Source organism: Sulfurimonas sp. NW7, assembly GCF_051132265.1.
GTDB classification, from domain to species: domain Bacteria; phylum Campylobacterota; class Campylobacteria; order Campylobacterales; family Sulfurimonadaceae; genus Sulfurimonas; species Sulfurimonas hydrogeniphila.
The window spans coordinates 514,267-537,142 of record NZ_CP093235.1 but is presented as its reverse complement, the minus strand read 5'-3'; the positions used below and the strand labels follow the sequence as shown (position 1 = coordinate 537,142).

26 protein-coding genes, 1 tRNA gene and 1 other RNA gene are annotated in these 22,876 nt (G+C 38.0%); 21 read left to right on the top strand and 7 right to left on the bottom strand.

Features of this window, described 5'->3' with window-relative positions:
* Nucleotides 1-17 precede the first annotated feature (17 nt).
* The 14 genes from MLC35_RS02920 (at nt 18) to ssrA (ending at nt 12,018) form a co-directional block, all read left to right on the top strand.
* On the top strand, nt 18-980 hold the full coding sequence (locus MLC35_RS02920; RefSeq protein WP_434637743.1) for an ABC transporter ATP-binding protein: 963 nt from the start codon (nt 18-20) through the stop codon (nt 978-980).
* Nucleotides 977-2,257 carry an HlyD family secretion protein gene (locus tag MLC35_RS02915; protein WP_434637741.1) on the top strand — a complete coding sequence of 427 codons (1,281 nt, stop codon included), beginning with the start codon at nt 977-979 and terminating at the stop codon, nt 2,255-2,257. The genes MLC35_RS02920 and MLC35_RS02915 overlap by 4 nt, the downstream gene beginning before the upstream one ends.
* Complete coding sequence (locus MLC35_RS02910; protein ID WP_434637739.1) at nt 2,258-3,601, top strand: TolC family protein; 1,344 nt, start codon at nt 2,258-2,260, stop codon at nt 3,599-3,601.
* Nucleotides 3,602-3,659: 58 nt separating this feature from the next.
* Nucleotides 3,660-4,181 carry a Na+/H+ antiporter subunit E gene (locus MLC35_RS02905; protein ID WP_434637737.1) on the top strand — a complete coding sequence of 174 codons (522 nt, stop codon included), beginning with the start codon at nt 3,660-3,662 and terminating at the stop codon, nt 4,179-4,181.
* Nucleotides 4,168-5,142, top strand: a complete 975-nt coding sequence (locus MLC35_RS02900) for a universal stress protein (RefSeq protein ID WP_434637735.1) — start codon at nt 4,168-4,170, stop codon at nt 5,140-5,142. The genes MLC35_RS02905 and MLC35_RS02900 overlap by 14 nt, the downstream gene beginning before the upstream one ends.
* Nucleotides 5,143-5,150: 8 nt before the next feature.
* A complete protein-coding gene (locus MLC35_RS02895; RefSeq protein WP_346389399.1) occupies nt 5,151-5,432 on the top strand; it encodes a monovalent cation/H+ antiporter complex subunit F in 282 nt (93 codons plus the stop codon).
* Nucleotides 5,425-5,718 carry a monovalent cation/H(+) antiporter subunit G gene (gene mnhG, locus MLC35_RS02890; RefSeq protein WP_346389398.1) on the top strand — a complete coding sequence of 98 codons (294 nt, stop codon included), beginning with the start codon at nt 5,425-5,427 and terminating at the stop codon, nt 5,716-5,718. The genes MLC35_RS02895 and mnhG overlap by 8 nt, the downstream gene beginning before the upstream one ends.
* Nucleotides 5,706-5,969, top strand: a complete 264-nt coding sequence (locus MLC35_RS02885) for a Na(+)/H(+) antiporter subunit B (protein ID WP_151900934.1) — start codon at nt 5,706-5,708, stop codon at nt 5,967-5,969. Before mnhG ends, MLC35_RS02885 begins: the two co-directional genes overlap by 13 nt.
* Before the next feature lie 20 nt (nt 5,970-5,989).
* The gene (mbhE, locus tag MLC35_RS02880; protein ID WP_151900935.1) at nt 5,990-6,649 is read left to right on the top strand and encodes a hydrogen gas-evolving membrane-bound hydrogenase subunit E; all 660 of its coding nucleotides are present in this window, start codon (nt 5,990-5,992) and stop codon (nt 6,647-6,649) included.
* A complete protein-coding gene (locus MLC35_RS02875; protein ID WP_151900936.1) occupies nt 6,646-6,954 on the top strand; it encodes a sodium:proton antiporter in 309 nt (102 codons plus the stop codon). The genes mbhE and MLC35_RS02875 overlap by 4 nt, the downstream gene beginning before the upstream one ends.
* Complete coding sequence (locus MLC35_RS02870; RefSeq protein WP_434637732.1) at nt 6,954-8,420, top strand: complex I subunit 5 family protein; 1,467 nt, start codon at nt 6,954-6,956, stop codon at nt 8,418-8,420. The genes MLC35_RS02875 and MLC35_RS02870 overlap by 1 nt, the downstream gene beginning before the upstream one ends.
* Nucleotides 8,417-9,910, top strand: coding sequence for a complex I subunit 5 family protein (locus MLC35_RS02865; RefSeq protein WP_434637730.1), 1,494 nt, complete (start codon nt 8,417-8,419; stop codon nt 9,908-9,910). Before MLC35_RS02870 ends, MLC35_RS02865 begins: the two co-directional genes overlap by 4 nt.
* Before the next feature lies 1 nt (nt 9,911).
* On the top strand, nt 9,912-11,555 hold the full coding sequence (locus MLC35_RS02860; protein WP_434637728.1) for a complex I subunit 5 family protein: 1,644 nt from the start codon (nt 9,912-9,914) through the stop codon (nt 11,553-11,555).
* A gap of 87 nt (nt 11,556-11,642) precedes the next feature.
* Nucleotides 11,643-12,018, top strand: a transfer-messenger RNA (tmRNA) gene (ssrA, locus tag MLC35_RS02855).
* A gap of 138 nt (nt 12,019-12,156) precedes the next feature.
* Here the strand turns inward: ssrA and MLC35_RS02850 are convergent.
* Nucleotides 12,157-13,128: an IS30 family transposase gene (locus tag MLC35_RS02850; RefSeq protein WP_434636706.1), complete on the bottom strand. Its 972-nt coding sequence runs from the start codon at nt 13,126-13,128 to the stop codon at nt 12,157-12,159.
* Nucleotides 13,129-13,430: 302 nt separating this feature from the next.
* Between MLC35_RS02850 and MLC35_RS02845 the strand changes: the two genes are divergently transcribed.
* The 4 genes from MLC35_RS02845 (at nt 13,431) to MLC35_RS02830 (ending at nt 15,047) form a co-directional block, all read left to right on the top strand.
* Entirely contained in the window at nt 13,431-13,766 is a 336-nt protein-coding gene (locus MLC35_RS02845; protein ID WP_418641067.1) for a toxin-antitoxin system TumE family protein, read from the top strand.
* Nucleotide 13,767: 1 nt separating this feature from the next.
* A complete protein-coding gene (locus MLC35_RS02840; protein WP_418641066.1) occupies nt 13,768-14,130 on the top strand; it encodes a transcriptional regulator in 363 nt (120 codons plus the stop codon).
* Between the two features lie 403 nt (nt 14,131-14,533).
* Nucleotides 14,534-14,842, top strand: a complete 309-nt coding sequence (locus MLC35_RS02835; RefSeq protein WP_434637725.1) for a nucleotidyltransferase family protein — start codon at nt 14,534-14,536, stop codon at nt 14,840-14,842.
* The gene (locus tag MLC35_RS02830) at nt 14,835-15,047 is read left to right on the top strand and encodes a hypothetical protein (protein ID WP_434637723.1); all 213 of its coding nucleotides are present in this window, start codon (nt 14,835-14,837) and stop codon (nt 15,045-15,047) included. Before MLC35_RS02835 ends, MLC35_RS02830 begins: the two co-directional genes overlap by 8 nt.
* Nucleotides 15,048-15,093: 46 nt before the next feature.
* On the opposite strand, the gene MLC35_RS02825 is transcribed toward MLC35_RS02830, so the two are convergent.
* Nucleotides 15,094-15,258, bottom strand: coding sequence for a hypothetical protein (locus MLC35_RS02825; protein ID WP_434637721.1), 165 nt, complete (start codon nt 15,256-15,258; stop codon nt 15,094-15,096).
* 72 nt (nt 15,259-15,330) lie between these two features.
* Here MLC35_RS02825 and MLC35_RS02820 point away from each other — a divergent pair, with 72 nt between their 5' ends.
* Entirely contained in the window at nt 15,331-15,663 is a 333-nt protein-coding gene (locus tag MLC35_RS02820; RefSeq protein WP_230973257.1) for a SprT-like domain-containing protein, read from the top strand.
* A 5-nt stretch (nt 15,664-15,668) separates the two neighbouring features.
* On the opposite strand, the gene MLC35_RS02815 is transcribed toward MLC35_RS02820, so the two are convergent.
* Both MLC35_RS02815 and MLC35_RS02810 read right to left on the bottom strand, forming a co-directional pair.
* A complete protein-coding gene (locus MLC35_RS02815; RefSeq protein ID WP_151900940.1) occupies nt 15,669-16,352 on the bottom strand; it encodes a hypothetical protein in 684 nt (227 codons plus the stop codon).
* A gap of 101 nt (nt 16,353-16,453) precedes the next feature.
* A tRNA-Val gene (locus MLC35_RS02810) sits at nt 16,454-16,528 on the bottom strand.
* Nucleotides 16,529-16,736: 208 nt separating this feature from the next.
* Here MLC35_RS02810 and pckA point away from each other — a divergent pair.
* Entirely contained in the window at nt 16,737-18,326 is a 1,590-nt protein-coding gene (gene pckA / locus MLC35_RS02805) for a phosphoenolpyruvate carboxykinase (ATP) (RefSeq protein WP_151900941.1), read from the top strand.
* Nucleotides 18,327-18,363: 37 nt separating this feature from the next.
* Here the strand turns inward: pckA and MLC35_RS02800 are convergent, their stop codons facing one another.
* Entirely contained in the window at nt 18,364-18,924 is a 561-nt protein-coding gene (locus MLC35_RS02800) for a DedA family protein (RefSeq protein ID WP_434637719.1), read from the bottom strand.
* A 123-nt stretch (nt 18,925-19,047) separates the two neighbouring features.
* Nucleotides 19,048-21,030 (bottom strand): excinuclease ABC subunit UvrB, encoded by a 1,983-nt coding sequence (gene uvrB / locus MLC35_RS02795; protein ID WP_434637717.1) that lies wholly within the window; start codon nt 21,028-21,030, stop codon nt 19,048-19,050.
* A 124-nt stretch (nt 21,031-21,154) separates the two neighbouring features.
* On the opposite strand from uvrB, the gene MLC35_RS02790 reads away from it, so the two are divergent.
* Nucleotides 21,155-21,532, top strand: coding sequence for a group III truncated hemoglobin (locus tag MLC35_RS02790; RefSeq protein WP_434637715.1), 378 nt, complete (start codon nt 21,155-21,157; stop codon nt 21,530-21,532).
* Nucleotides 21,533-21,537: 5 nt separating this feature from the next.
* On the opposite strand, the gene MLC35_RS02785 is transcribed toward MLC35_RS02790, so the two are convergent.
* Nucleotides 21,538-22,680, bottom strand: coding sequence for an NAD(P)/FAD-dependent oxidoreductase (locus tag MLC35_RS02785; protein WP_434637713.1), 1,143 nt, complete (start codon nt 22,678-22,680; stop codon nt 21,538-21,540).
* Between the last annotated feature and the right edge of the window lie 196 nt (nt 22,681-22,876).

Genomic DNA, 22,876 nt, shown 5'->3' with positions numbered 1-22,876 from the left:
TAGGGGCAAAAAACAACATGACAAATGAAGAAATTTTTAGTAATGTTTTCAAGCAGCTCAAAAGTATTGCATCAAAAGATAAAAAAAATATTTTTTATCTTCTGTACTATTCTGTTATTGAAGCAATTTTACTGCTTGTGAGTCCGTTGACCTCAGCATTTATTATTAACAGCGTACTTGCACATGCTTCTATCTCCATTACTGTCTTAAGCGTTGTCGTAATTGTCATTTTTTCACTTATTGCAATTTTGCAAGTCATAAAAGAGTACATCATAGAAAAATTTGAGCAAAAAATATTTGTAAAAAATGCCATTAAAGTCTCTGAACTTGCGATCAACAATAAAAACAACCTTCAAAACAAAGATAAAATCGACAAATATATGAACTACTTTTTTGATGTTGTACACATACAGAAACTTTTTCCGATTTTGCTCCTCAATGGTTCCAGCCTTATTATCAAAGTTGTCATAAGCCTGCTGCTTCTTCTTCTGTTTGATGTTTCCTTCTTTGTACTGGGCGTGGTTTTTATAATTATATTTGCGATTATGATTTTATTTTTAGGAAGAAAAAGCCCAAAAAATGCAGTCGCACGGTCTGATGCAAAACACAATGCCATATACTTTTTGCAAAGTATTCCCTTCTTAAACGATACAAGCCAAAGCATATCATCCAGGCTGGATGGATATCTGACAAAATACATTTCAAAAAGACAGCAAATGTTTGCAATAATCATCAAACAGGTTGCGCTTACTTTTGTTACAGAAGGATTTATTTTGGCATCCTTCTTCATTTTGGGCGGTTATCTTGTTTTTGAAGGCATTGTCCCTATTGGAGAGTTCGTTGCAGCTGAGATCCTCATTATCTCTGTTGTCGGTGCCTTAAAAGAGTTTATTGAAAAAATAGATTATATTTATGACATGATTGAGGGTTTTTACAAAATCGACAAACTCTCCAAAGTCTTTGAAAGTGAAGAAAAGTGAAAAAATACAAATCATTGGAACTCGTTGAACCGCATAAGTTTATAAAACACTGGATGCTTATTACCTTCTCTATTATATCAATTTTCATAATTTTGCTTTTTTTGCCATGGCAACAAACTGTTTTCGGTATAGGAAAAGTAATCGCATTAAACCCTACTGAACGGGAGTACAACATAGTTGCAACCGTTGATGGCGTAATAGAGAAGTTTTATGTGCAAGAAAATCAGGAAGTCAAAAAAGGGGAACTTCTTTTTTCAATGAGAGATTTGGACAAAGATTATCTGCAAAGGCTCCAGGATATCCAACAGCAGACACAAAACCAGATAAGCAATCTTGCAATTAAACTTGAAAATCTAAAAAACAACCTCACCAATCAAAAAGAAAACCTTGAAAACAAAATGAAAGCTTTTACTACAAAAATATCACAGCAAAGAAATAAAATCCTTGCTCTGCAGGAGAAAAAAACCGCACTGACCAACCAGGAAAAAATTGCCTATATCAACTTTAAAAGAACGCAAAAACTTTTTCAAGACGGTATAGAATCAAAAAGAGCACTGGAGGTACAAAACAATGCGTACATATCAACCAAAGCAGAACTTTCAATAATAAACACAAAAATAGAAAATGCCTACAAAGAGATATCAGTACTCCAAAATGAAAAAGATGCGATTTTCAATACACTGACACAAAAGATAAACACCATAAAAAACAGATTGCTGGAAACAAAGAACAGCATAAATACACTTAAAAAGAATCTGCAAAACGAAAGTGTAAAACTTCTGCGCTATGAGAATAAAGACATTAAAGCCAAATCGGATGGTTATGTGGTCAGAATCTATCAAAATGACACAAACAAACTTCTCAAAAAAGGGGAGAAGATTCTCTTTTTTGTTCCAAAAGTAACAACAAGGGCCATCCGCCTTGAAGTCTCCAACTTCAATATGCCACTCATCAAAAAAGGCCTTGAAGCCCGTATAATATTTTACGGATGGCCCGCTCTGCAGATTTCCGGATGGCCAAAAATCTCTCACGGAACATACGGCGGAAAAATTGCCACAACAGAACAAACGGCATATGATCAGAATAACTACTATGCACTTGTTGTAGAAAATGAAAAAGACAGTAAATGGCCTCCGTCACATCTTTTAAGAAACGGAACACAGGCAAAGATATGGGTACGGCTCTCAACGGTTCCTATCTGGTATGAAATATGGAGACTCATATCGGCACAACCGCCAAAAATGGTCCATGTAAAAATAGATGAATCGAGTTTTTAAATGCAGATAAAAAGCTTGCTTATCGTTCTTTTATGCAGTTACGGTTTTGCCCAGGAAATATTTGTCCAAAAAGACATCATAAACTATTTTAATGAAAAAAACCCTTTTTACTACGAAAAAGTGGGTGATATTTACATTAAAGAATATAATGAAATTTTCTACAAGGGTGCTTTTGATATAAAACTTGATGCAAACTATGAAAAAAAAGAGTACCCGCTCTCTACAGCAGAGTTTACAAAAGCAGGACTCAGGCAGTCTCTTGGAAACGGAGTGGAATTTTCAGCCGCATACAGAAAAGCAACAGGAACACAGGAGTACAACAACATAAAAACATCCAAAAAGGGAGAAGCCATTGTCAACCTGCATCTTCCAGTTTTCAATATCATTAACAGCATCAGCAAAAACCAAAAGAATCTCTCCCTTGCCCAACAAAAGACAAAAATAGCAAAACTGCAATCACAGGACAAAATCATCAAATTTTATCTTGATGTATCAAAGCTCTATTATAAACTTTTACTTCACAAAGAACTGCTCCAAGCAAACAGAGAACTTCTCAACAAAGCATATATTAATTTTGCATTTATTGACAAAAGTATTCAAACCGGAAAATTGCCGCAAATAGCATTAACAGAGATAGAAAGTGAAATTATCAACAGAAAACAGAGAGTTGTACTGACAAATATGCAGTTTCAAAAAGTTTTTTACTCTTTTTTGCAATATCTCAATATTAGCAAAAAAGATTTTGATGCCAAGTATACACTTCCGGAATTGCCAAAGCAAAGTTCTTTGGAGCTGCTGCAGGATCAAGCAGTTCAAACAGCCTTTAAAAACAGTTTGCTTCTCAAAGCGTTACATGTAAAGGAAAAAGAAATAACAATTAAACAAAAGTACAATGAAGTCAAAAAGTACCCAAAACTGGATGTCAATTTTTATGGTGTCTATGATTTGCAATACAAAGAAGGGTACAAAGCTACTTTTGATTTCAATCTTCCTTTACAGCGAAGTTCCTACAAAGGACAAAAAGGTGCCTATACAAAAGAAACGCTTTTGCTGCAAAACAGGATAGCACTCCAAAAGAGCAAACTAAGAACGGCCATCATTACAGTACTGCAGGAGATAAAAACCAAAAAAGAGATTATAAATCTTGCAAAAAAAGAGGTGACACTCAAACAGAAAGTTGAAGATGCGCAAAGAAGACGCTACAAGCTTGGCATAGGAAACCTGCTTACGCTCAACCAAAGAGAGATCATAACACTTCAGGCAAAACAAAAACTCCTCAGTGAATACTATAAACTTATAGAAAAAGAGCTGGAATTAAAATACATTCTGAGGGAGCCGCTGTGAATCTTTTTAAAATATTGAGAAAAAAGTGTACAATGTTATTATACAAGGTGGTCATACTATGAAAAATATTCAAATTGGAACCCGTTTTCTCTTTGTTCTTTCCAAAAGAATGTTTTTATTTTTTATTATGTGGGTAATACTGACAGACGGGGACATCTCTTCTCTTTGGATTGGCATTCCTGCTGTATTGCTCTCATCCATAATCAGTCTTATCCTTGTTCCTCCTGTCTTTTGGAACTTTACTGCATTCCTGAAATTTATTCCGTTTTATCTTGTACGCTCTCTTTTGGGAGGATTTGATGTCATGTTGCGTGTTTTTCATCCGGCTCTTCCGATAAACCCTGGTTTGCTAAAGTATCAGTTGCATCTTCCAAAAGGAGTACAGCAGGATATGATTGTCAATGTATTAAACCTGCTTCCGGGTACACTTTCAGTAGAAATTGAAAATAATTTGTTGTTGATTCATGTTTTGGATATTGGCAAAAATATCAAACAAGAGGTCCTGCTCATTGAAGATTATATCGATGAGATATTTTCCAAAAAGACCAACACTCAAGGTAGTTCAAATGAAAAGATTTAAAAACATACTCTGCATTATTGAAGATACACAAGTGAGCCAAAGCATTTTGCAACGCGCTGTCAAGTTGGCAACAGACAATCAGGCAAAACTGACAGTTGCGAGTGTTATTGGCAACTCAAAAGCCAGTTTTGGTATTTTGAAAAACTTTTTGGATATGGATGTAAAAACTCTTTTAAAAAAAGAAAAAACAAAAGAGCTTAAAGATTTGACACAGACTGTTTCAAACCAGTCAGATATCGAAATTAAAGTATTTTTCGGAACGCCTTTTTATGAGATAATCTATCATGTTTTGCTAGACAATTATGATCTGGTCATCAAAATTCCGGAAAATGCAAGTTGGATGCATCGATTGTTCGGGAGCAATGATATGCATCTTTTACGAAAATGTCCATGTCCGGTTTGGTTTATCAAAAAAAACAGCCCTGAATCTTTCAATCATATCATGGCTGCTGTCGATGTAAATATTGACACTGAAACGGAAGAAGAACCAGATACACAAGAAAAACTAAACCATCAAATTCTTCAAATAGCAAGTTCTCTTGCTGTCAGCGAGTTAGCCCAATTACATGTACTGCATGTATGGGATGCTCCAGAAACAGCACTCATGCAGGGTGCATTTATAAAGATGCCGGATTCAGAAGTTATTAAATATGCACAGGAGATGCAGCATCTGCATGATTCAAAGCTACAAGCACTCTTACGTGATGCAGCACATACGCAAATCGGTGATATGTTAAAATTCCTAAAACCGAATATTCATCTGCTGCGAGGTTTGCCAAATAAAATCATTCCCCAGTTTGCCCAAAAACTGCAAATTGATTTGATTGTTATGGGCACTGTCGCGCGAACAGGTTTGGCCGGAGTCATTATGGGAAATACAGCAGAAGACATACTCAACCAGATAGACTGTTCGGTTCTTGCAGTCAAGCCTCCGGGATTTAAAACTCCTGTATCCCTGTAGGTATGCAAATGATGAATATTATCTATACAGGTCTTGCAGTATTTTTGTTTCTAAACCTTATTGCAGGCATATGGCGTCTTGCCTATGGTCCGACAAATGAGGACAGAATCTTGGCATCACAGTTATTTGGTACGATTGCCATCATTATTTTGCTTTTGCTTTCGCAAATAAACGGACATGCCGCTTTGCGCAACATAGCACTGCTTTTTGCTTCACTCGCTGCTGTCACTGCAATAGCCTTTGTCCAAAGCAATAGCAGAAAAAACCAAAAAAGGCGTGAAAATGATTGACATTCTCTCTATCATATTTCTCCTGTTCGGAGCAGTTTTCTTTTTAGCCGGCACAGTCGGGCTTTTACGGCTGCCGGATGTTTATACCCGATTGCATGCTTTGACAAAAGCTGACAATATCGGTGTCGGTTTCATTGTACTTGCACTCTGTTTGCAGGCAGATTCGTTCTTTGAGATAGGAAAACTGCTGCTTATCTGGTTTTTGGTTTTTTTGGCAGGAGCAGGTGTCTCACATTTAATCGCAAAAAACGCATTTCGCAATGGAATAAAAATATGGAAACGTTAGCAATCGTAGAATTTGTCTTTGACATGTTACTCTCAAGTTCATTGTTGTTTGTTGCCTATAAAACACTTACATGTAAAGACTTGTTTCAGGCTATTGTCTTTTTTATCGTCTTTGGTTTGTTAATATCTGTTGCATGGGGACGGTTGGGTGCTTACGATGTGGCTATGGCCGAAGTGGTTATTGGTGCCGGGCTTACAGGGGCACTGCTGTTAAGTGCTTTGGTCAAACTCAAGAAAATGAATATAGATTAAAACAAGAGAGGGTATAAAGTATGGTACGTTTTTTTACATTCATTTTAACAGCTCTTCTTTTTGCAGGCTTAACGTATACCGTTTTATCTTTACCTCAACAGACACAGGGTCTTGCCCAAACAGTAGGCTCACAAATGCAAAACAGCGGTGTTTCCAATCCTGTAACAGCGGTATTGATGAACTTCCGTGCCTATGACACCCTCCTTGAGATGGCGGTTTTGTTTATTGCTCTTTTGGGAGTTTATTCATTGGGCAGTTCAGCAAGAGAGGCGAAGTCTCTTTTAAAAAGCCCTGTATTAAAAAGATTGGGAGGGATTTTGGTTCCTGTATTGCTTTTGCTGAGTGCTTATATTTTATGGATTGGAGCGCAGGCTCCAGGCGGTGCTTTTCAGGCCGGTTCTATTTTAAGTGCTACTGGAATTTTAATCTTTTTAAGCGGGTGGAAACTTGATTTGTCTTATAAAAATTTCTTTGTACGACTTCTTGCAAGTACAGGTTTGCTTGCTTTTGTTCTTGTTTCGGCAATCACACTACTGTTTTCTGATACACTTCTTGAATTTTCTGCAACAGAGGCTTCTTATTTCATTTTTATTCTTGAAGCCGCTGCAACTGTTTCAATAGCAATAACTCTGTTTAATCTTTTTTTTACTATTTTTGCACAACCAAAGGAAGAGAAGTGAGCACACTGTTTTTCTATGCTGTCGCCGGAATCGGACTTTTTTGTACAGGTTTGTATACACTCATTGTACAGGCCCATCTTTTGCGAAAACTGCTTGCCATAAACATTATGGGAAGCGGTGTTTTTCTTTTACTTGTCTCCCTCTCCATGCGCACTGCAGGCACACAGCCGGACCCGGTACCGCATGCCATGGTCATTACGGGGATAGTTGTTGCTATATCCGCAACGGCCCTGGCCCTGGTTTTTATGATAAAAATTGCATTAAAAACAGGCAAAGCAGAGCTTTCAAGCCTGGAAGAAAAGTAATGTTTCTGCAACTTATTTTAGCGATACCCTGGGAAATCTTTTTGATCTTATTGCCGATTGCAGGAGGAGTCTTCTCCTTTCTTGTGCCGAAATTCAATAAAGCTATCGGTATTTCCACACTCATACTCACACTCTTTTTTGTAGTTTTTATTGCTCTGAAACTACGTACGCAAGGTGCTTTTTATCATTTTGTCGGCGGCTGGGATGCACCCTTGGGCATAAATCTTTACATAGACGGTTTAAGTCTTGTTATGCTTGGGCTAACTGCTCTTACAGGAATCGGAATAAGTGTTTATGCAAGAAAGTACTTTACAGACAGACAGTCTCTTTGGTTTTGGCCAATCTGGCTGTTTCTCATAGCCGGGCTTAATGCCCTTTTCTTATCGCAGGATATCTTTAATTTTTATGTAACTTTGGAACTTATCGGACTGGCCTCCGCCGCCCTGACTGCTTTGAGCAATACAAAAGAGGCACTGACAGGAGCTATGCGGTATTTGTTAGTGACACTGCTTGGCTCGCTTGCTTATCTTTTAGGCGTCGCTCTGTTGTATCATGGTTTTGGAAGTGTAGATATTGCCATTCTTTCAAATACAATAGAATCTACCCCTGCAGCATGGGCTGCAATGGGTCTGATGAGTGCCGGTTTGCTTCTTAAAAGCGCTCTTTTTCCTTTGCATTTCTGGCTTCCGCCGGCACATGCCAGTGCTCCTGCCCCTATAAGTGCAGTATTGTCGGCGCTCATCATCAAAGCTTCCATATATATACAACTGCGCTTATGGATATCTCTTTTTTTTCCTCTGCATAATTTTTATTTTGAAATATTTTTTGCTGTACTTGGATCCATAGCCGTTTTATGGGGCTCCGTTCAGGCACTTGTGCAGACTCGGCTGAAACTGCTCATAGCCTACTCCACAGTAGCGCAGGTAGGCTATCTTTTTCTTGCTTTTTCTTTGGCTTTGGGAGGGGTGTCTGTAGCATGGAGCGCACTTATCTATCTTATGCTCTCACATGCACTGGCAAAAAGTGCTTTGTTCCTTGTAGCAGGAAATTTATTGCATTTTCACGGGCATGACCGTATCATTGATTTGGACCGTATTGCACAAAGGCTTCCTTTGAGTACTGCTGCTTTTGCTTTAGCGGGAGTGAGTATTATCGGATTACCCCTCAGTGGCGGTTTTATAGGCAAATGGTTTCTCCTTGAAGCATCACTTGCAGACAACAACTGGGGAATAACCGCAGTAGTTCTTCTGGGCGGATTGTTGGCTGCAGGATATATTTTCAAGGTTTTAGGGTTCACTTTTACAAAGACCACTCGTACACAAAAGGCACAAAACATTCCTTTCTCAATGGAACTTGTACCTCTGTTTCTTGCAATTATGGCAATTTTGACAGGTTTTTTTGCCACACCACTGCTTTCGCTGATACATATCGGAAATCCTTTTGGAAACATTGGAGCAGCCCCGTGAGTTTTAACACATACATTCCCCTGTTTGTAGTTTTAAGTTCATTTCTGCCTGCTCTGATAATCTTCAGACTTTCAGAAAAGCAACATACTCTTCGTACACTTTTGAACCTTTCAGGGATTTTTATAACACTTGTTTTAGTCATATGGATGTTTGTCGGTGTCTATTACGGAGAACATTATGAAATACGTTTTGCGCTTATCCAGAATCTTGATATCAGTTTGCGTGCCGGACCTTTTGCTCTTTTTTTTACAGGGCTTTCAAGTGTTTTGTGGTTTATAACCACAATCTATGCTATTGGTTATCTGGAGGGATCTGCGCATAGCAGCCGTTTTTTCGGGTTTTTCAATCTTTGTATTACGGCCACTATTGGCATTGCCTTATCCGGAAACCTCATCACTTTTTTGCTTTTTTATGAAATACTGACACTTTCTGCCTACCCTCTTATTATCCATAGAGGTACTGAAGAGTCCCGTCTTGCAGGCAGCAAATACCTTCTTTATACTCTTGTCGGCGGTGCCTTGTTATTGCTGGGAACAGTATGGCTTTATACATTAACCGGTACACTTGAGTTTACGCCAAAAGGATTTGTGCAAACAATACTGCAAGAGCATTCTTCGGCTCTTGTAGCAATTTTCATCCTTTTAATTGCAGGATTCGGTGTCAAAGCAGCACTCTTTCCTCTGCATGGATGGCTGCCGCAAGCCATGGTGGCGCCGGCACCGGTAAGTGCTCTCTTGCATGCAGTCGCCGTTGTCAAAGCAGGAGCATTCGGTATAGTACGCGTTGTATATGAAGTATACGGACTTGAAACAGCAGCTTTTCTTGGTTTGACAACACCTCTGGCTATTATAGCTTCCATCACTATCATATACGGCTCTCTCAGGGCACTTTTTCAGGATAATCTCAAACGAAGGCTGGCTTTTTCTACAATAAGCCAGGTTTCTTATATCATCCTTGGTATTGCCATAGTGGGTCCCATCGCAACAACAGGGGGAATTATACATCTTGTGCACCAAGGTGTTATGAAAATCACTCTCTTTTTTGGAGCAGGAAATTTTGCAGAAACACTTGGCGTACATCAGGTAAGCCAAATGAACGGCATCGCAAAACGCATGCCCTGGACTATGGTGTCTTTTACTATCGGCGCCCTTGGCATGATCGGTATACCTCCGATTGCAGGATTTATTACGAAATGGTACCTGGGACTTGGTGCTTTGGAATCCGGGCAGGGGTGGGTAATAGCTGTACTTGCTGCGAGCAGTCTCCTGAATGCAGGATACTTTTTACCTATACTTTATCGAGCATGGTTTTTGGCACCTCCAAAATCCTGGCCTGATGAACATAATTTTTCAAAAGGGGAAACAAAACTCAGTCTCTTATGGCCGCCGCTTATTACAGCATTTTTTGCTCTTTCTTTTGGTCTGTTCGCCGCTTCTCCCTGGAGTCCTTTAGCATGGGTGCATCTCATTACCCAGCGGGAGTTTTTTTAAAATGTATGAAACGTCTGTAAACAGCCTGCTCTTATTGGGTGTACTCTGGCCTCTAATGCTGGTTCCCCTGTTGTCTCTAAAAAAAATCCGTCCTATAACTTTATCGCTTGCTGCATGGGCAGGTATCCCTGCACTTTTTGCCGCTTTACTTGTCTCGCCTAGCATCGCTCATTGGAATTTTCCATGGTTGCTTCTTGGTATGAAGATCGGACTCGATGCCACAGGAACTCTTTTTTTATTTGGCAGTGCACTCCTTTGGTCTATTGCCGGCATCTACACAAAAGCATATTTTTCCAAAGAAGACAGACAGATCTCTTTTTATAGTTTTTTTCTGCTTGCAATGGCCGGAAACTTTGGACTTGTAATATCTCAGAATATTTTCAGCTTTTATCTTTTTTTTACTTTAATGAGCTTTGCTTCATATGGACTTGTCGTCTTTAATAAAGACAAGGAAGCCTTTGATGCAGGATTAGTCTATATAATTTTGGTTGTTATTGGCGAAGTGATGCTTTTTGTTGCTTTTTTATTACTGGCGCAGACATCTGATGTAACTTCATTTGAATCTGTACGAACAGGATTTATAAACAACCCGAATAAAAATTTAGTAATCCTGTTGCTTTTTACTGCTTTTGGTATAAAGGCAGGGATTATCGGTTTACATGTATGGCTGCCTCTTGCGCATCCCGTAGCGCCCACACCTGCAAGTGCAGTTCTCTCCGGTGCAATGATAAATGCCGGACTTTTGGGATGGTTGCGATTCCTTCCATTAGGAGAGATCATCTCCCTCTACTGGGCAGCAGGCATTATACTTTTAGGTCTTTTAGCACAATTTTACGGAGTCATTATAGGCTTGACACAACGTAATCCCAAAACACTTTTAGCCTATTCAAGCATAAGCCAGATGGGGATTATGACTATGCTTATAGGTTTTGGATTTTATCTGCCTGAGCATTGGAAGAGTATCTTGGCCGGTATCACTTTTTTTGCTTTGCATCATGGCCTCAGCAAAGGAGCTCTTTTTTTAGGTGTCGGCATGCTTGGCAGCACAAATAAACTGCAAAGATATGCGATATGGCTCGGACTCTGTATACCTGCTCTTGCATTGGCAGCTGTACCCTATAGCAGCGGCATGACAGCAAAATTTTTGCTAAAGAGCTATACCGCGTACTTTGCAGCACCTTGGAGCAGTATGCTTTCCGTACTTCTTGTTATCGGCACTGTAAATACAACATTGCTTATGATAAGATTGCTGTATTTGGTTCGGCCGGCTGCAGCTCCTTTTGGGGTCAGTACAAGTTTTTCTCTGCTTTGGCCTTGGATTTTGCTTCTTGCAGGCATTCTCTCTTTGCCATTTTCTTTAGACTTTTCTGTAGAAATTATGCGAGAGCTGAATGCCCTCCCTTTCCTGTACCCCTTGTTTTTGAGCATCTTTATCACTGTTTTTATAAGGAAAATAAAAAAGTTGCAAAATATAAAACCTGTACCGGCAGGTGATATAGTCCTTTACTATGAAAAAGTTCTTCTTTTCTTAATCAGAAATGGCAAAAAATTTAATTTTATTTTGCTTTACTACACTCGCTCTCTCTCTTTTTTAACTGCCAAAATCACAAAATTCTCAGATAAAATAGCAGCATGGATAAAATAAACCAGCTAAAAAAGCATCCTACTATTTACAAATTAACAAATATATTTGGTATAATATATTATTACTTTTAAAATAAGTAATAAATATGGGGCTGACCTGGTTTCGACGGGATCTGGTGGTTCCCAACTGCATGTCGGACTGAGCATTCCGTTAGACGGCTCACAATTGCTTAAACGCAAACAATACAAATTATCGCCCAGCTTTAGCAGTAGCTTAAGTTTTAACCCCTCTTAAAGAGGCGGGCTGCTTCACCTGTGGATTCTAAATAAGCAGGACTCGAAGTATAACCCTTCATTTAGATATATCTTGAGTCTGTCTCAGCTCAAGACGAATCCTTGAGACTGGTCTTGCGTAGCTTTGCAGGTTGTGTGAAGCAAGACGAGATTAAACAACCTTTCTAAGCATGTAGACGTTGGGAGTAGCCAGGTTTCGGACTGCGGTTCGATTCCGCACAGCTCCACCAACATTCCATCCAAGTCAATCCAACAAAGTCTATAAAATTCCTAAATAGTCTATCTTAATCTATTGCGCCCATTCAACCGCACATCCAACAAACATATTAAAACGCCAATTCTAATATCAAGTGCAATTTCCACCTAATTTAACTAGCTAACTTTTTACTCATTTCACTAAAAAACACCTCATATGGAGTTTTATATCCAAGGATTTTTCTAGGTCGATTGTTAAGTCTGTTCTGAATCATAATGATTTCATCCTTTGAGACATTTAAAAAGGTGCTTTTCTTGGGTAAATACTGCCTGATTAATCCGTTAGTATGTTCATTCAATCCTCTCTCCCAAGAGTGATATGGATTAGCAAAGTAAAAATCTGTGTTCAGTGCAGCTACTACTTGTTTATGATATGCGAATTCCTTGCCGTTGTCACTTGTAATTGTATGAGTGATCTTTTTCATTGGTGTGAGCATCTCTATAAGCGCTTGGGTTACTACTTCGGCATGTTTAGTTGGTACATTTTTAATGATAGCAAATTTTGATTTTCTGTCAACTACAGTAACTAAAAATCCTTTATGATCTTTACCAACTACAGTGTCAATTTCCCAATCTCCGATGCGAGACTTTTTCTCTACAATCTTTGGTCTCTTATCTATCATGATACGGTCTATAATAGTACCTCTCGCCATATAGTCATTACTTCGCTTATGATACTTCTTGTTTTTGTGTCGGAGGTACTGGTAAAGTTTACCACCATTCTTTTTGTTGGTATAAATGTAGCGATAGATAGTCTCATGAACTACTGATACCCCAGTATCGAGTTTCATACGACCTGATATCTGTTCTGGCGACCAGTCCTGTTTTAGCTTCGCTCTGATATATTTCTCGATAGGTTTCGTGAGTGAGTGTCTCTTTCTTTTTTGCATCTCAGTTTTTGTTGAAATAATCTGAGCTAGCTCTGCATTATAGCCTCTTATCTTATCATTATTTCTTCTAAGCTCTCTGCTTATTGTTGATGGGTGCACACCAAGTTCATTTGCAACTTCTTTTTGGTTTAATCCAGCCTTTTGCAAAGCTGAAATATGGTATCGTTTCTCTAGGGTTAATTGTTTATATCTCATGCTACTTCTTATTTTTTGGTTGAAATAGATTAGCAGGTTATCAGTTAACCCTACCTTTCAACTTACTTTTAAAAAATTGCACTTGATATTAGAATTGGCGAAAGTATATCTGGTAAAACAGATACAAATCAAAATAAAAAAGATGTATGATGGCTAATACTATTGAATATTCACCAGAGGATAATATTTAGATCTATTTATTCAAGATCCTTTTTATTTTGTTAAATTAAACAAAAAAACAGAAAATTAAGTATAGTTTATATAATATAATATTATCATTAGATGATAACAAAAGGAACAAAGTGGATGATTTAGAAAACTTACTTAACTTACATGGTGAAGTTTTTCCTATGGATAGTGGGTATTGGGTAAAGTTTGAGGCTTATCAAATAGAACCAAGTAAAACAATACCTCATGGTATCAGGTATTCATTAACTCTGCATGATAAAAATAATCACAGAGTTATTGGGTATGACAATGCACATAGTTTTAAATCATCTAAAAAATACGGAGCTAACAAAGAGACTTATGATCATATTCATAAACAGATGGATATAGTAGCTTATGAGTTTGAATCAGCTTCACAACTTTTAGAAGATTTTTGGAAGAGTGTAGATTATTATATGGAGAATAACTAAGATGAAAACTATAAAAGTTGGCATTATGTCAAAAAAACAGTATAAACAAAGAACTATTAAAATAGCTAAAGGTATCTATAAACCTAAAAAAGATGAACCAAAAATTTGGTTTGAGTCTATTAAATCGTTAGCTCAAATATTGTCTAGTGAAAATCAGGAATTATTACAGGTAATCTTAACCAATAATCCAAAATCACTAAAAGAGCTAGAGAGTCTGACAGGTCGTGCAAAATCAAATCTCTCAAGAACTCTAAAGACATTACAAAGATATGGTATAGTAGAATTACACAAAGAAAACAATGCGTTAGTGCCAGAAGTAAAAGCTACAAATTTTCATGTAGAGTTTGGGCTTGATGCAGCATAAGCTTTTTTCTTTTTTAAACAAGAAGATAAAAAGTAAAAAACTATCAGACAACTCAGATAACTCCTATTTTAGGGGTTTTCATACTTTAGATAACTACCTTGTATCTTGAACCGTCAAAGTGATTTTCAGGGGATTATTTGGGGAATTAATAGTTTTAGAAGCCTTTAGAAGTCCGTAAAATAGGATATAATCGATTCCGCATAGTTCTACCATCCAACAATTTTTTAATCCCACTAAAAACCTATTATAAATACCTAAATGAAGGGATGCCTGTTCATCCAAATGGTTCAAATTTTTCCTTGGTCGAAAACAACTCTCAATTTTTGCAGAACAGTCTTATGAAAATTAATAAATTAAATAAGTAATTATGTAGTATAATTTAAAAAAAATATAGGTGCAGTTCATGGAGAAAAGCCAAATACTATCATACTTAAAAAATGTTAAATCAGAGTATGAAAAAGAGGGGTTTGTCATCAAAGCGCTCTTTGGCTCTTACTCTCGTGATGAAGCTGATAAGAATAGCGATATAGATATTCTTGTAGAAGCAAAGCCTGAATTTGTCAGCAGGTATGGTTTTGGTGCAATATCCCGCATACAAGAGATACAAAATGAACTCACTCAAGCATTTGGCATAAAAGTTGATTTAGCTGATAGTACAGGGATGGGAAAAACTGCTAAAAAGTTCATCATCGATAGAGCAATTTATGCCTAAAGAGTCTATAAGCAAAGTTTATCTCATAATTGAAAAAATAGACTACATTGAACAAACTGTTAAAAAAGCAGGAGGAGTTGTCAAAGCGCTAGAAGATGTGGCAATTTACAGAGCTGCGATACTTATGCATCTGACTGCCATAGCTGAACAGTTTAACAAACTAAAACAATCTCATAGTAACGAGATACTCTCAAAATTAGCATAAAAAAGGATAATAAAAAAACTTATGCACAACAATATATACCACTTTTTTAAAGCCAGTTCAAAAAGAGGCTTATTTTTGAAATGGTTCGATTCCGCACAGCTCCACCAAACAGGACTGCAACATCTTTGGTAAAAAACTTGAATACATTTTTATAGCTGTCATCTTTATTTTTGGGAGTATTCTCATTTTCAACTCCTACCAAAGCTATCAATTTAAGCACAATCCTCTTCCACAAACATATATCAATCAAATACAGGCAAAAGAGCAGGATGTTTTACAACACATGCAGGACAATTTTGGTTTCATTTACAGGTTTCCAATTATTATTACAGATAAAGTGCCGGGAAGACTTTATGGTCTGACCTCTTACAAAAACGGAAAGATAAAGATATTTTTAAACAAAAAGGTAATGCAGGAGAGTATGCCTTATATGATTTCGGATGTAATCCCTCATGAATATGCCCATGCTCTTCTTTTTAAACTCCATCAAAATGCTGTAAGAAATGATGGGCACTCCAGACTTTGGCAAGAAACCTGTAAAAGTCTGGGAGGAAAAAACTGCAGGCGCTATGTAGATCAAAAAGAGATTATCATGTCAAAAATGCCCTTTAAATAATCTCCCTATTCGTCAATATCTCTTTGGGCATCTTGAAAATAATATCCTGGAAATTCTATTTTTTGTAAAGATTTCAGCCCCTCTTCATTTTCTATGACTTTATACAGTTCCCCGTAAATAATCTGCGGTTCAAAAACAAAATTTTCTACAGTAGCTTTATTCTCCTGTGTTGCCAGGGATTCTGGTAAAAAAGTATCACAGACTACATCATAGTAACTCTCACGCAATAAATCATACTCATCCAGGTCTGTACTGCAGTCAAAATAGGAAAAGCTCATAGCCTCATCGCTGTTGTTTATTTCAAGACTCAGCATTATATTTGCTTTTCCCTGCTCTTTTCTTAGATATATTATATCGCCCTTGCATGCTTTCGTTAAGAGGTTTTTAATAGGTTTGAGTGTTTGATTGACCAGTTTAAAACTCTCCATTGAAATTTCTTTTTCTTCATTCTCTTCATCAGCACATGCAAGATACTCAATCTCCTCACCGTTCATGACTTTATATGTACATACGTCAGTTACAGCATCAAGCTCACCGCTTTGCGCATAAGCATCAATCTCTTCCATAATGCTTTTTATTTCTGATTCTTCGTTGATTTCCTCGTTTTCTAAATTAAATTCCTCAAAAGTCCCGACATTGCTCAGACTTACTATAGAAATATCACCTTCGATTATAATTTTTCTTTCCATTGTATACTCCTGTCTGTTTTTTATGATTATACATCTTTTGGAATAAAAAGCAATGGAACTTAAGTAACAAATATGTGATTTTTTTATAAATTTTGTTGTGATGGTGCTCGATACTGGATTTGAACCAGTGACTCCTACCTTGTCGAGGTAGTACTCTACCACTGAGTTAATCGAGCTGTAGTAAATGAAGAGTAAAATTCTACCAAAAAATCCTTAAACCAATTTTCTTTTTCAAACTTTTTGCGAATATCTTTTTCTTTTCTATAATATTTTGAAAAACAATCTATTTTACTTTTAATTTATGTTTAGAAGTAGTATAATTTCGCTCTAGAGATGATACACTGCTAAAAAGTATCAATTATTACATATACCACAAGGTAAACTATGAGCATAACAAAAGAATTAGAAGATTTAGGACTTAAAAATGTCGGAAAAATTTATCATAACCTTGACTATGATGAATTAATCAAGCATGAACTTGAAAATGGTGAAGTAAGAAAAACCAAAACAGGTGCAACTGCTGTAGATACAGGTATATTTACAGGCCGTTCACCCAAAGACAAATATTTTGTTGACCGTGAACCATCTAATAAATACATAGCATGGGGAGATGTCAACCAAAAAATCAGTGAAGAAATTTTCAATGAGCTTCTGGATCTTTCCCGTGAACAGCTTTCTGGGAAAAATCTTTATGTGACTGATGTATACAGTGGCGCAAGTCCCGCTTCAAAAAAATCTATTCGTTTTGTGACAGAGATTGCCTGGCAGTCTCATTTTGTTAAAAATATGTTTATTCGCCCCACTCCTTCCGAACTTGCATCATTTAAATCTGATTTTACTGTTTTAAATGCCTGTAAAGCTGTCAATGACAAATGGAAAGAACACGGCATGAACTCTGAAGTTTTTGTTCTCTTTGATATCGAAAGAAACATGGCTATAATCGGTGGTACCTGGTATGGCGGTGAGTTGAAAAAAGGTATTTTTTCAATGATGAACTACTGGCTGCCGCTTGACGGAAAACTCTCCATGCACTGTTCTGCAAATGTTGGAGAACGCGGAGACACTGCTCTGTTTTTTGGACTGAGCGGAACCGGAAAAACAACACTCTCAACAGATCCAAAACGTGCCCTCATCGGTGATGACGAACATGGTTGGGATGATTACGGCGTCTTTAACTTTGAGGGGGGATGTTATGCAAAAGTCATTAACCTTGACGCAAAAAGTGAACCTGAAATTTACGGTGCAATCAAAAAAGATGCACTTTTGGAAAATGTTGTTATGCATGATGACGGTGAAGTTGACTATGATGACGGTTCCAAAACCGAAAACACCCGTGTTTCTTATCCTATTGAACACATAAAAAACCACAAGCCTGATTTAATGGCAGGACACCCTGAAAACATTATCTTTCTCTCTGCCGATGCGTTTGGTGTACTGCCTCCGGTTTCAAAACTGACCCGAGAACAGGCAATGTACTACTTCCTCAGCGGATACACTGCAAAAGTTGCCGGAACAGAACGTGGTATTACCGAGCCGGTTGCAACGTTCTCTGCATGTTTCGGTGAAGCATTTATGACGCTGCATCCTACAGTGTATGCCAAACTTCTCGGCGAAAAAATTGACAAACACAATGTAAATGTTTACCTTGTCAACACAGGTTGGACCGGTGGAGGATACGGTGTCGGCAAACGTATGAGTTTAAAAGACACCCGTGCATGCATCAATGCCATACTTGACGGTACCATCAATGAAAGTGAATTTGATACAACAGAAACATTCAGACTGCAGGTACCTAAAACGCTGGGAGACATCAACCCTGACCTTTTAAACCCCAGAAATGCCTGGGAAGACAAAGAGGCCTTTGACGCAACCCGCGACAAACTTGCAGATATGTTTGTGGAAAACTTTAAAAGATACCAGGATGCCGACAGCGAATTTGACTTCTCTGCAGCAGGTCCCAAGGTAGAAAAGTAAAAAGCTTTTTGGCTTTTTACTCTTACTCTCTTTCAAGCTATTTTTTTTTCGTAGCCTTTTCCAGATAGATCCAAACTGCTCCGCCGATAGTAAGCAAAATTACAGGGGCTATCCATTTGTTATCATTAATATACAGGGCAAACTTACTCAAAACAGCCCCGAAGTAGTAACTGCTCAAACCAAATGCCAAAGCCCATACAGCAGCTGCAAAAACATTTAAAACAGCAAATTTTTTAAAATCATATTTTGTCAATGCTATTGCAATCGGTACGACAGTTTTTAAACCGTATATAAACTTTTGAATAAAAATAACCCAATCCCCATGTTTTTTTATAAGTATATGTGCAAGTGCGAGTTTACGTCTATGTTTACGCAGCCCCTCAACCATCATAGACTTCTGGTATCTTGTCAGCCAAAAAAGTAAAACATCTCCAAGCGCATTGCCCAAAAAGGCAATACTGATCGAAAGTGTCAAATCCATCTTCCCCATAAAACTCAAAACACCTGCTGCTACAAGTCCGATGAATCCGCCGCCTAAAGAGTATAAAAAAAGTCCTATATACCCGTATGTTGCCAAATTACTGAATGTATCTTCCATATTTTATTGTTGCTCCTTGTTTGTTACTTTTTGCTTTCTAAATTGCTAAATTTTTCTGTAACCCAGTCTTGAATCTTGAAAGACACAAAGCCCGCACTGAAATACAGGTTCCAAAAAGCAAATCTAAAGTTTTTTAATTTTTGTGATTTCATCACGCAGTCGTGCCGCTTCTTCAAAATTTAGCTCACGGGCAGCCTCTTTCATTTTTAAGGAAAGCTCTTTTATCATTGCTTTTCTTTCACTTGGCGGTATTTTATCCTGTTTTTTGTATTTTTGGTAGAGCCCGCCATGCTCTTCAACTTTAAGATTTTCATCCAGGGCCCGTTTTGTTGTTTTTGGCGTTATGCCATGCTTCTTGTTATACGCTTCTTGAATTGCCCGTCTTGCATTTGTTTTGTCTATGGCTCTTTGCATAGAGCCTGTCATTTTGTTTGCATACAGAATGACCCGGCCGTTTTCATTTCTCGCTCCGCGTCCTATAGTCTGTACAAGCGCCGTTTCACTTCGTAAAAACCCCTCTTTGTCCGCATCCAAAATTGCCACCAGAGAAACTTCCGGCAAATCCAGCCCTTCACGTAAAAGATTGATTCCTATAAGCACGTCAAACTCACCCAAGCGCAATGAACGAATAATTTGGTTTCGCTCGATTGTGTCAATATCTGAGTGCATATACTGTACTTTAATGCCCAAATCCGCCAAATATTTTGTCAGGGCCTCTGCCATTTTTTTCGTCAAAACCGTAATTAAAACACGTTCGTCTTTGACAATGGTCTTTTTAATCTCATCATGTATATCTTCTACCTGATTGTCTGAGGGCTTTATCTCTATAACAGGGTCAAGCAGTCCCGTCGGACGGATAATCTGTTCCGCTTTGACTGCCGACATCTCCAGCTCATATTCAGAAGGCGTCGCCGAGACAAAAAGATAATACGGCGCTTTGTTTATATACTCTTCTGCCTTTAGCGGACGGTTGTCGAGGGCTGACGGCAGGCGAAAGCCGTAATCGACAAGCACCTCTTTTCTGGCTCTGTCACCCGCATACATCCCCCTGTATTGCGGCAGAGAAACATGGGATTCATCTACGATAACAAGATACTCTTTATGGTTTTGTTCAAAATAGTCAAGCAATGTAAAAGGGGCTTCTCCCGGTTTTTTATTTGTCAAAAGTCTTGAATAGTTTTCAATACCCTTGCACATTCCGGTTGTCTGTAACATCTCCAGGTCAAATTCGACACGCTGTTTGAGTCTTTGATACTCGACTAATTTTCCCTCTTTTTGAAAATATGCCAAACGTTCATCAAGCTCTTCTTCTATGCGTTTGACAGCTACAGCCATTTTTTCCTGAGAAACACTAAACTGTGAAGTCGCATAAACAGTAACACTTTTATGCTCTTCGAGACGTTTGTTGTCGATAACATCAAAGGTATAAATTGCCTCTATTTCATCACCGAAAAATTCGACACGGATTGCTTCTTGTTCAAAATACGGAGGATAGATATCTATGCTTTCTCCGTTCACGCGAATATGCCCGCTGTCAAAATAGCTGTCATTTCGGGAATATCCCATTTCCACCAAACGCAAAAGCAGTTTCTTCTGCGCTATTTCATCACCGACGGCCAAAGACTGCACCATGTTTTGGTACTCCTCAGGATCTCCCAAACCATAGTTTGCAGAAACAGAGGCGATGACGATAACATCATCATACGAAAGCAGGTTTGCCGTAGCGGAAAGTCGAAGACGTTCAAGTTCATCATTGATAGCGGAATCTTTTTCTATAAAAAGATCCTGACGCGGGATGTAGGCTTCAGGCTGATAGTAATCATAATAAGAAACAAAATATTCGACATGATTGTTTGGAAAAAACTGACGAAATTCTGAGTAAAGCTGTGCGGCAAGCGTTTTATTGTGTGTCATAATAATAGTCGGCATTTTTACATTTTCTATAACGCGTGCCATCGTATGGGTTTTTCCGCTCCCCGTGACCCCTTCAAGTGTCTGATAGCGATTCCCTTTCAGTATGGAGTCGGAGAGTTTTTTTATAGCTGTCGGTTGATCACCCGCCGGTTCATAGGGTGATACTACTTTAAATTCTGGTTTCTTTTTCATTAATGGAATTATAGCCAAATGAAAGAAACATCAAAGATTATAATGTATTTCTGATTGATTTATATCAAGTAAACCTCTGCTATTATATAATATAATTTTATACAAAACAGACAAACGAGGTTTTATGCAATACCAAACTATTACGAAAAAAAACATTCGCGTTATGGTTGACCGCTTTTACAGCAGTGTACTCAAAGACGACCTTATCGCTGATTTTTTTATTGAAAAACTTGGGGATGAGATGATTTCGGATGAATGGCAGCATCATCTCAATCTTCTGACAGACTTTTGGGCAGCGATGACAACAGGCGACAACAGTTATAACGGTACCCCCATAACACCGCACTTGGATATGCCCGGACTTAACAAAGAGAGTTTTCAAAGATGGCTGGAACTTTTTTCAGAAACTATAGACAGACTGTATGAAAAAAAAGCCGCAGATATTTTTAAGATCAGAGGTGAAATGATTGCAAATAATTTTATGAAACAATTGAAACTTTAAATTTTTTATTTTATAAATTTAGCACAACTGTAGGCACTTGAAAATGCCCACTGAAAATTATAGCCCCCGAGTTCGCCCGTTACATCTACAACTTCGCCTATAAAATAGAGACCTTTTACTTTTTTTGATTCCAAACCATTATATGTAAGCTCATCTGCCAAGACACCGCCTCTGCTTACCTCCGCTTTGCTAAAACCAAAATTTCCCGCAGGAGCAAAGGTATAATTGTGCAATGTTTTTAATGCCTCTTTGTCGTGTTTACTCAGTTTTGTACACTCTTTGTCTTTAAAATCTATCGCGGACAAAAGAGCTTTTGCAAGTCTTTTTGGCAAAGGGATGAGTGAACTCACCAGTTTTTTACTCTTTTGCACCAAATCTAAAATATTTTTATTGGGCAAAAAGTCTATGCTTATTTCCCCTTTTTCCCAATAGAGTGAAGCAGAAAGTATGGCAGGACCGCTAATGCCTTTATGCGCAAAGAGCATCTCTTCTTTGAGCGTTTTATCTGCCACCTTTACATGTACATAGCAGCTCAGCCCGCTGAGCTCTTTCATCCAAAACTGCTCTTTTTGCAGTGTAAGCCCGACAAGTGCAGGCGTAAATTCTTTCACACCGATCCCAAAGCTTTTTGCAATTTGCAACCCTACATCACTTGCACCAAGCGTTTGAAAACTTTTTCCACCGGTGGCTACAACAACTTTTCTTGCCGTGTATTTGTTTTTGTCTGTCGTAACTGTAAAAAAATCTTCTGATTTGCTTACATGTAACACTTTGTTGTTCAAAATAATTTCACTGTTTTTTGCATTTTTTTTCAATACATTGATAATATCATCCGAAGAATTTTTACAAAAATAGTAGCGTCCTTTTCGCAGCTCCAACGCTACCCTGTTTCTGTCCAAAAAGTCCAATAAATCATCTTTCGTGAATCGTTTAAAGGCTGCTGAGAGTAATCTCTCTTCACCGTCAAAATTATTTATCTGCACACTGACATTGCTAATATTACATTTACCTCCACCGGAAATTTTGAGTTTCTTGGCAGCTTTTTCATTGCCCTCGATTATAGCAATGCTCATTTTTTTACTCAGACTGCCTGCACACATCAGTCCACTCGCCCCGGCACCAAGAATAATTACATCATAGTTTTTCATAGGCTAATTATACGGTATAATTACACAAATATATCGTAATTTAAAATCAATTTTGATCTTATTGCCTTAAATGAAGCAGCTTTTTTGGAACGTGGACTTCAGTCCGGGCTGAGAGTGGCAAGACTATTGCAACAGCCGGCACTGAAGTACCGGTTCCAAGAGGGCATTAAAGTACGGGTTTCAAAAAAGCCATTCA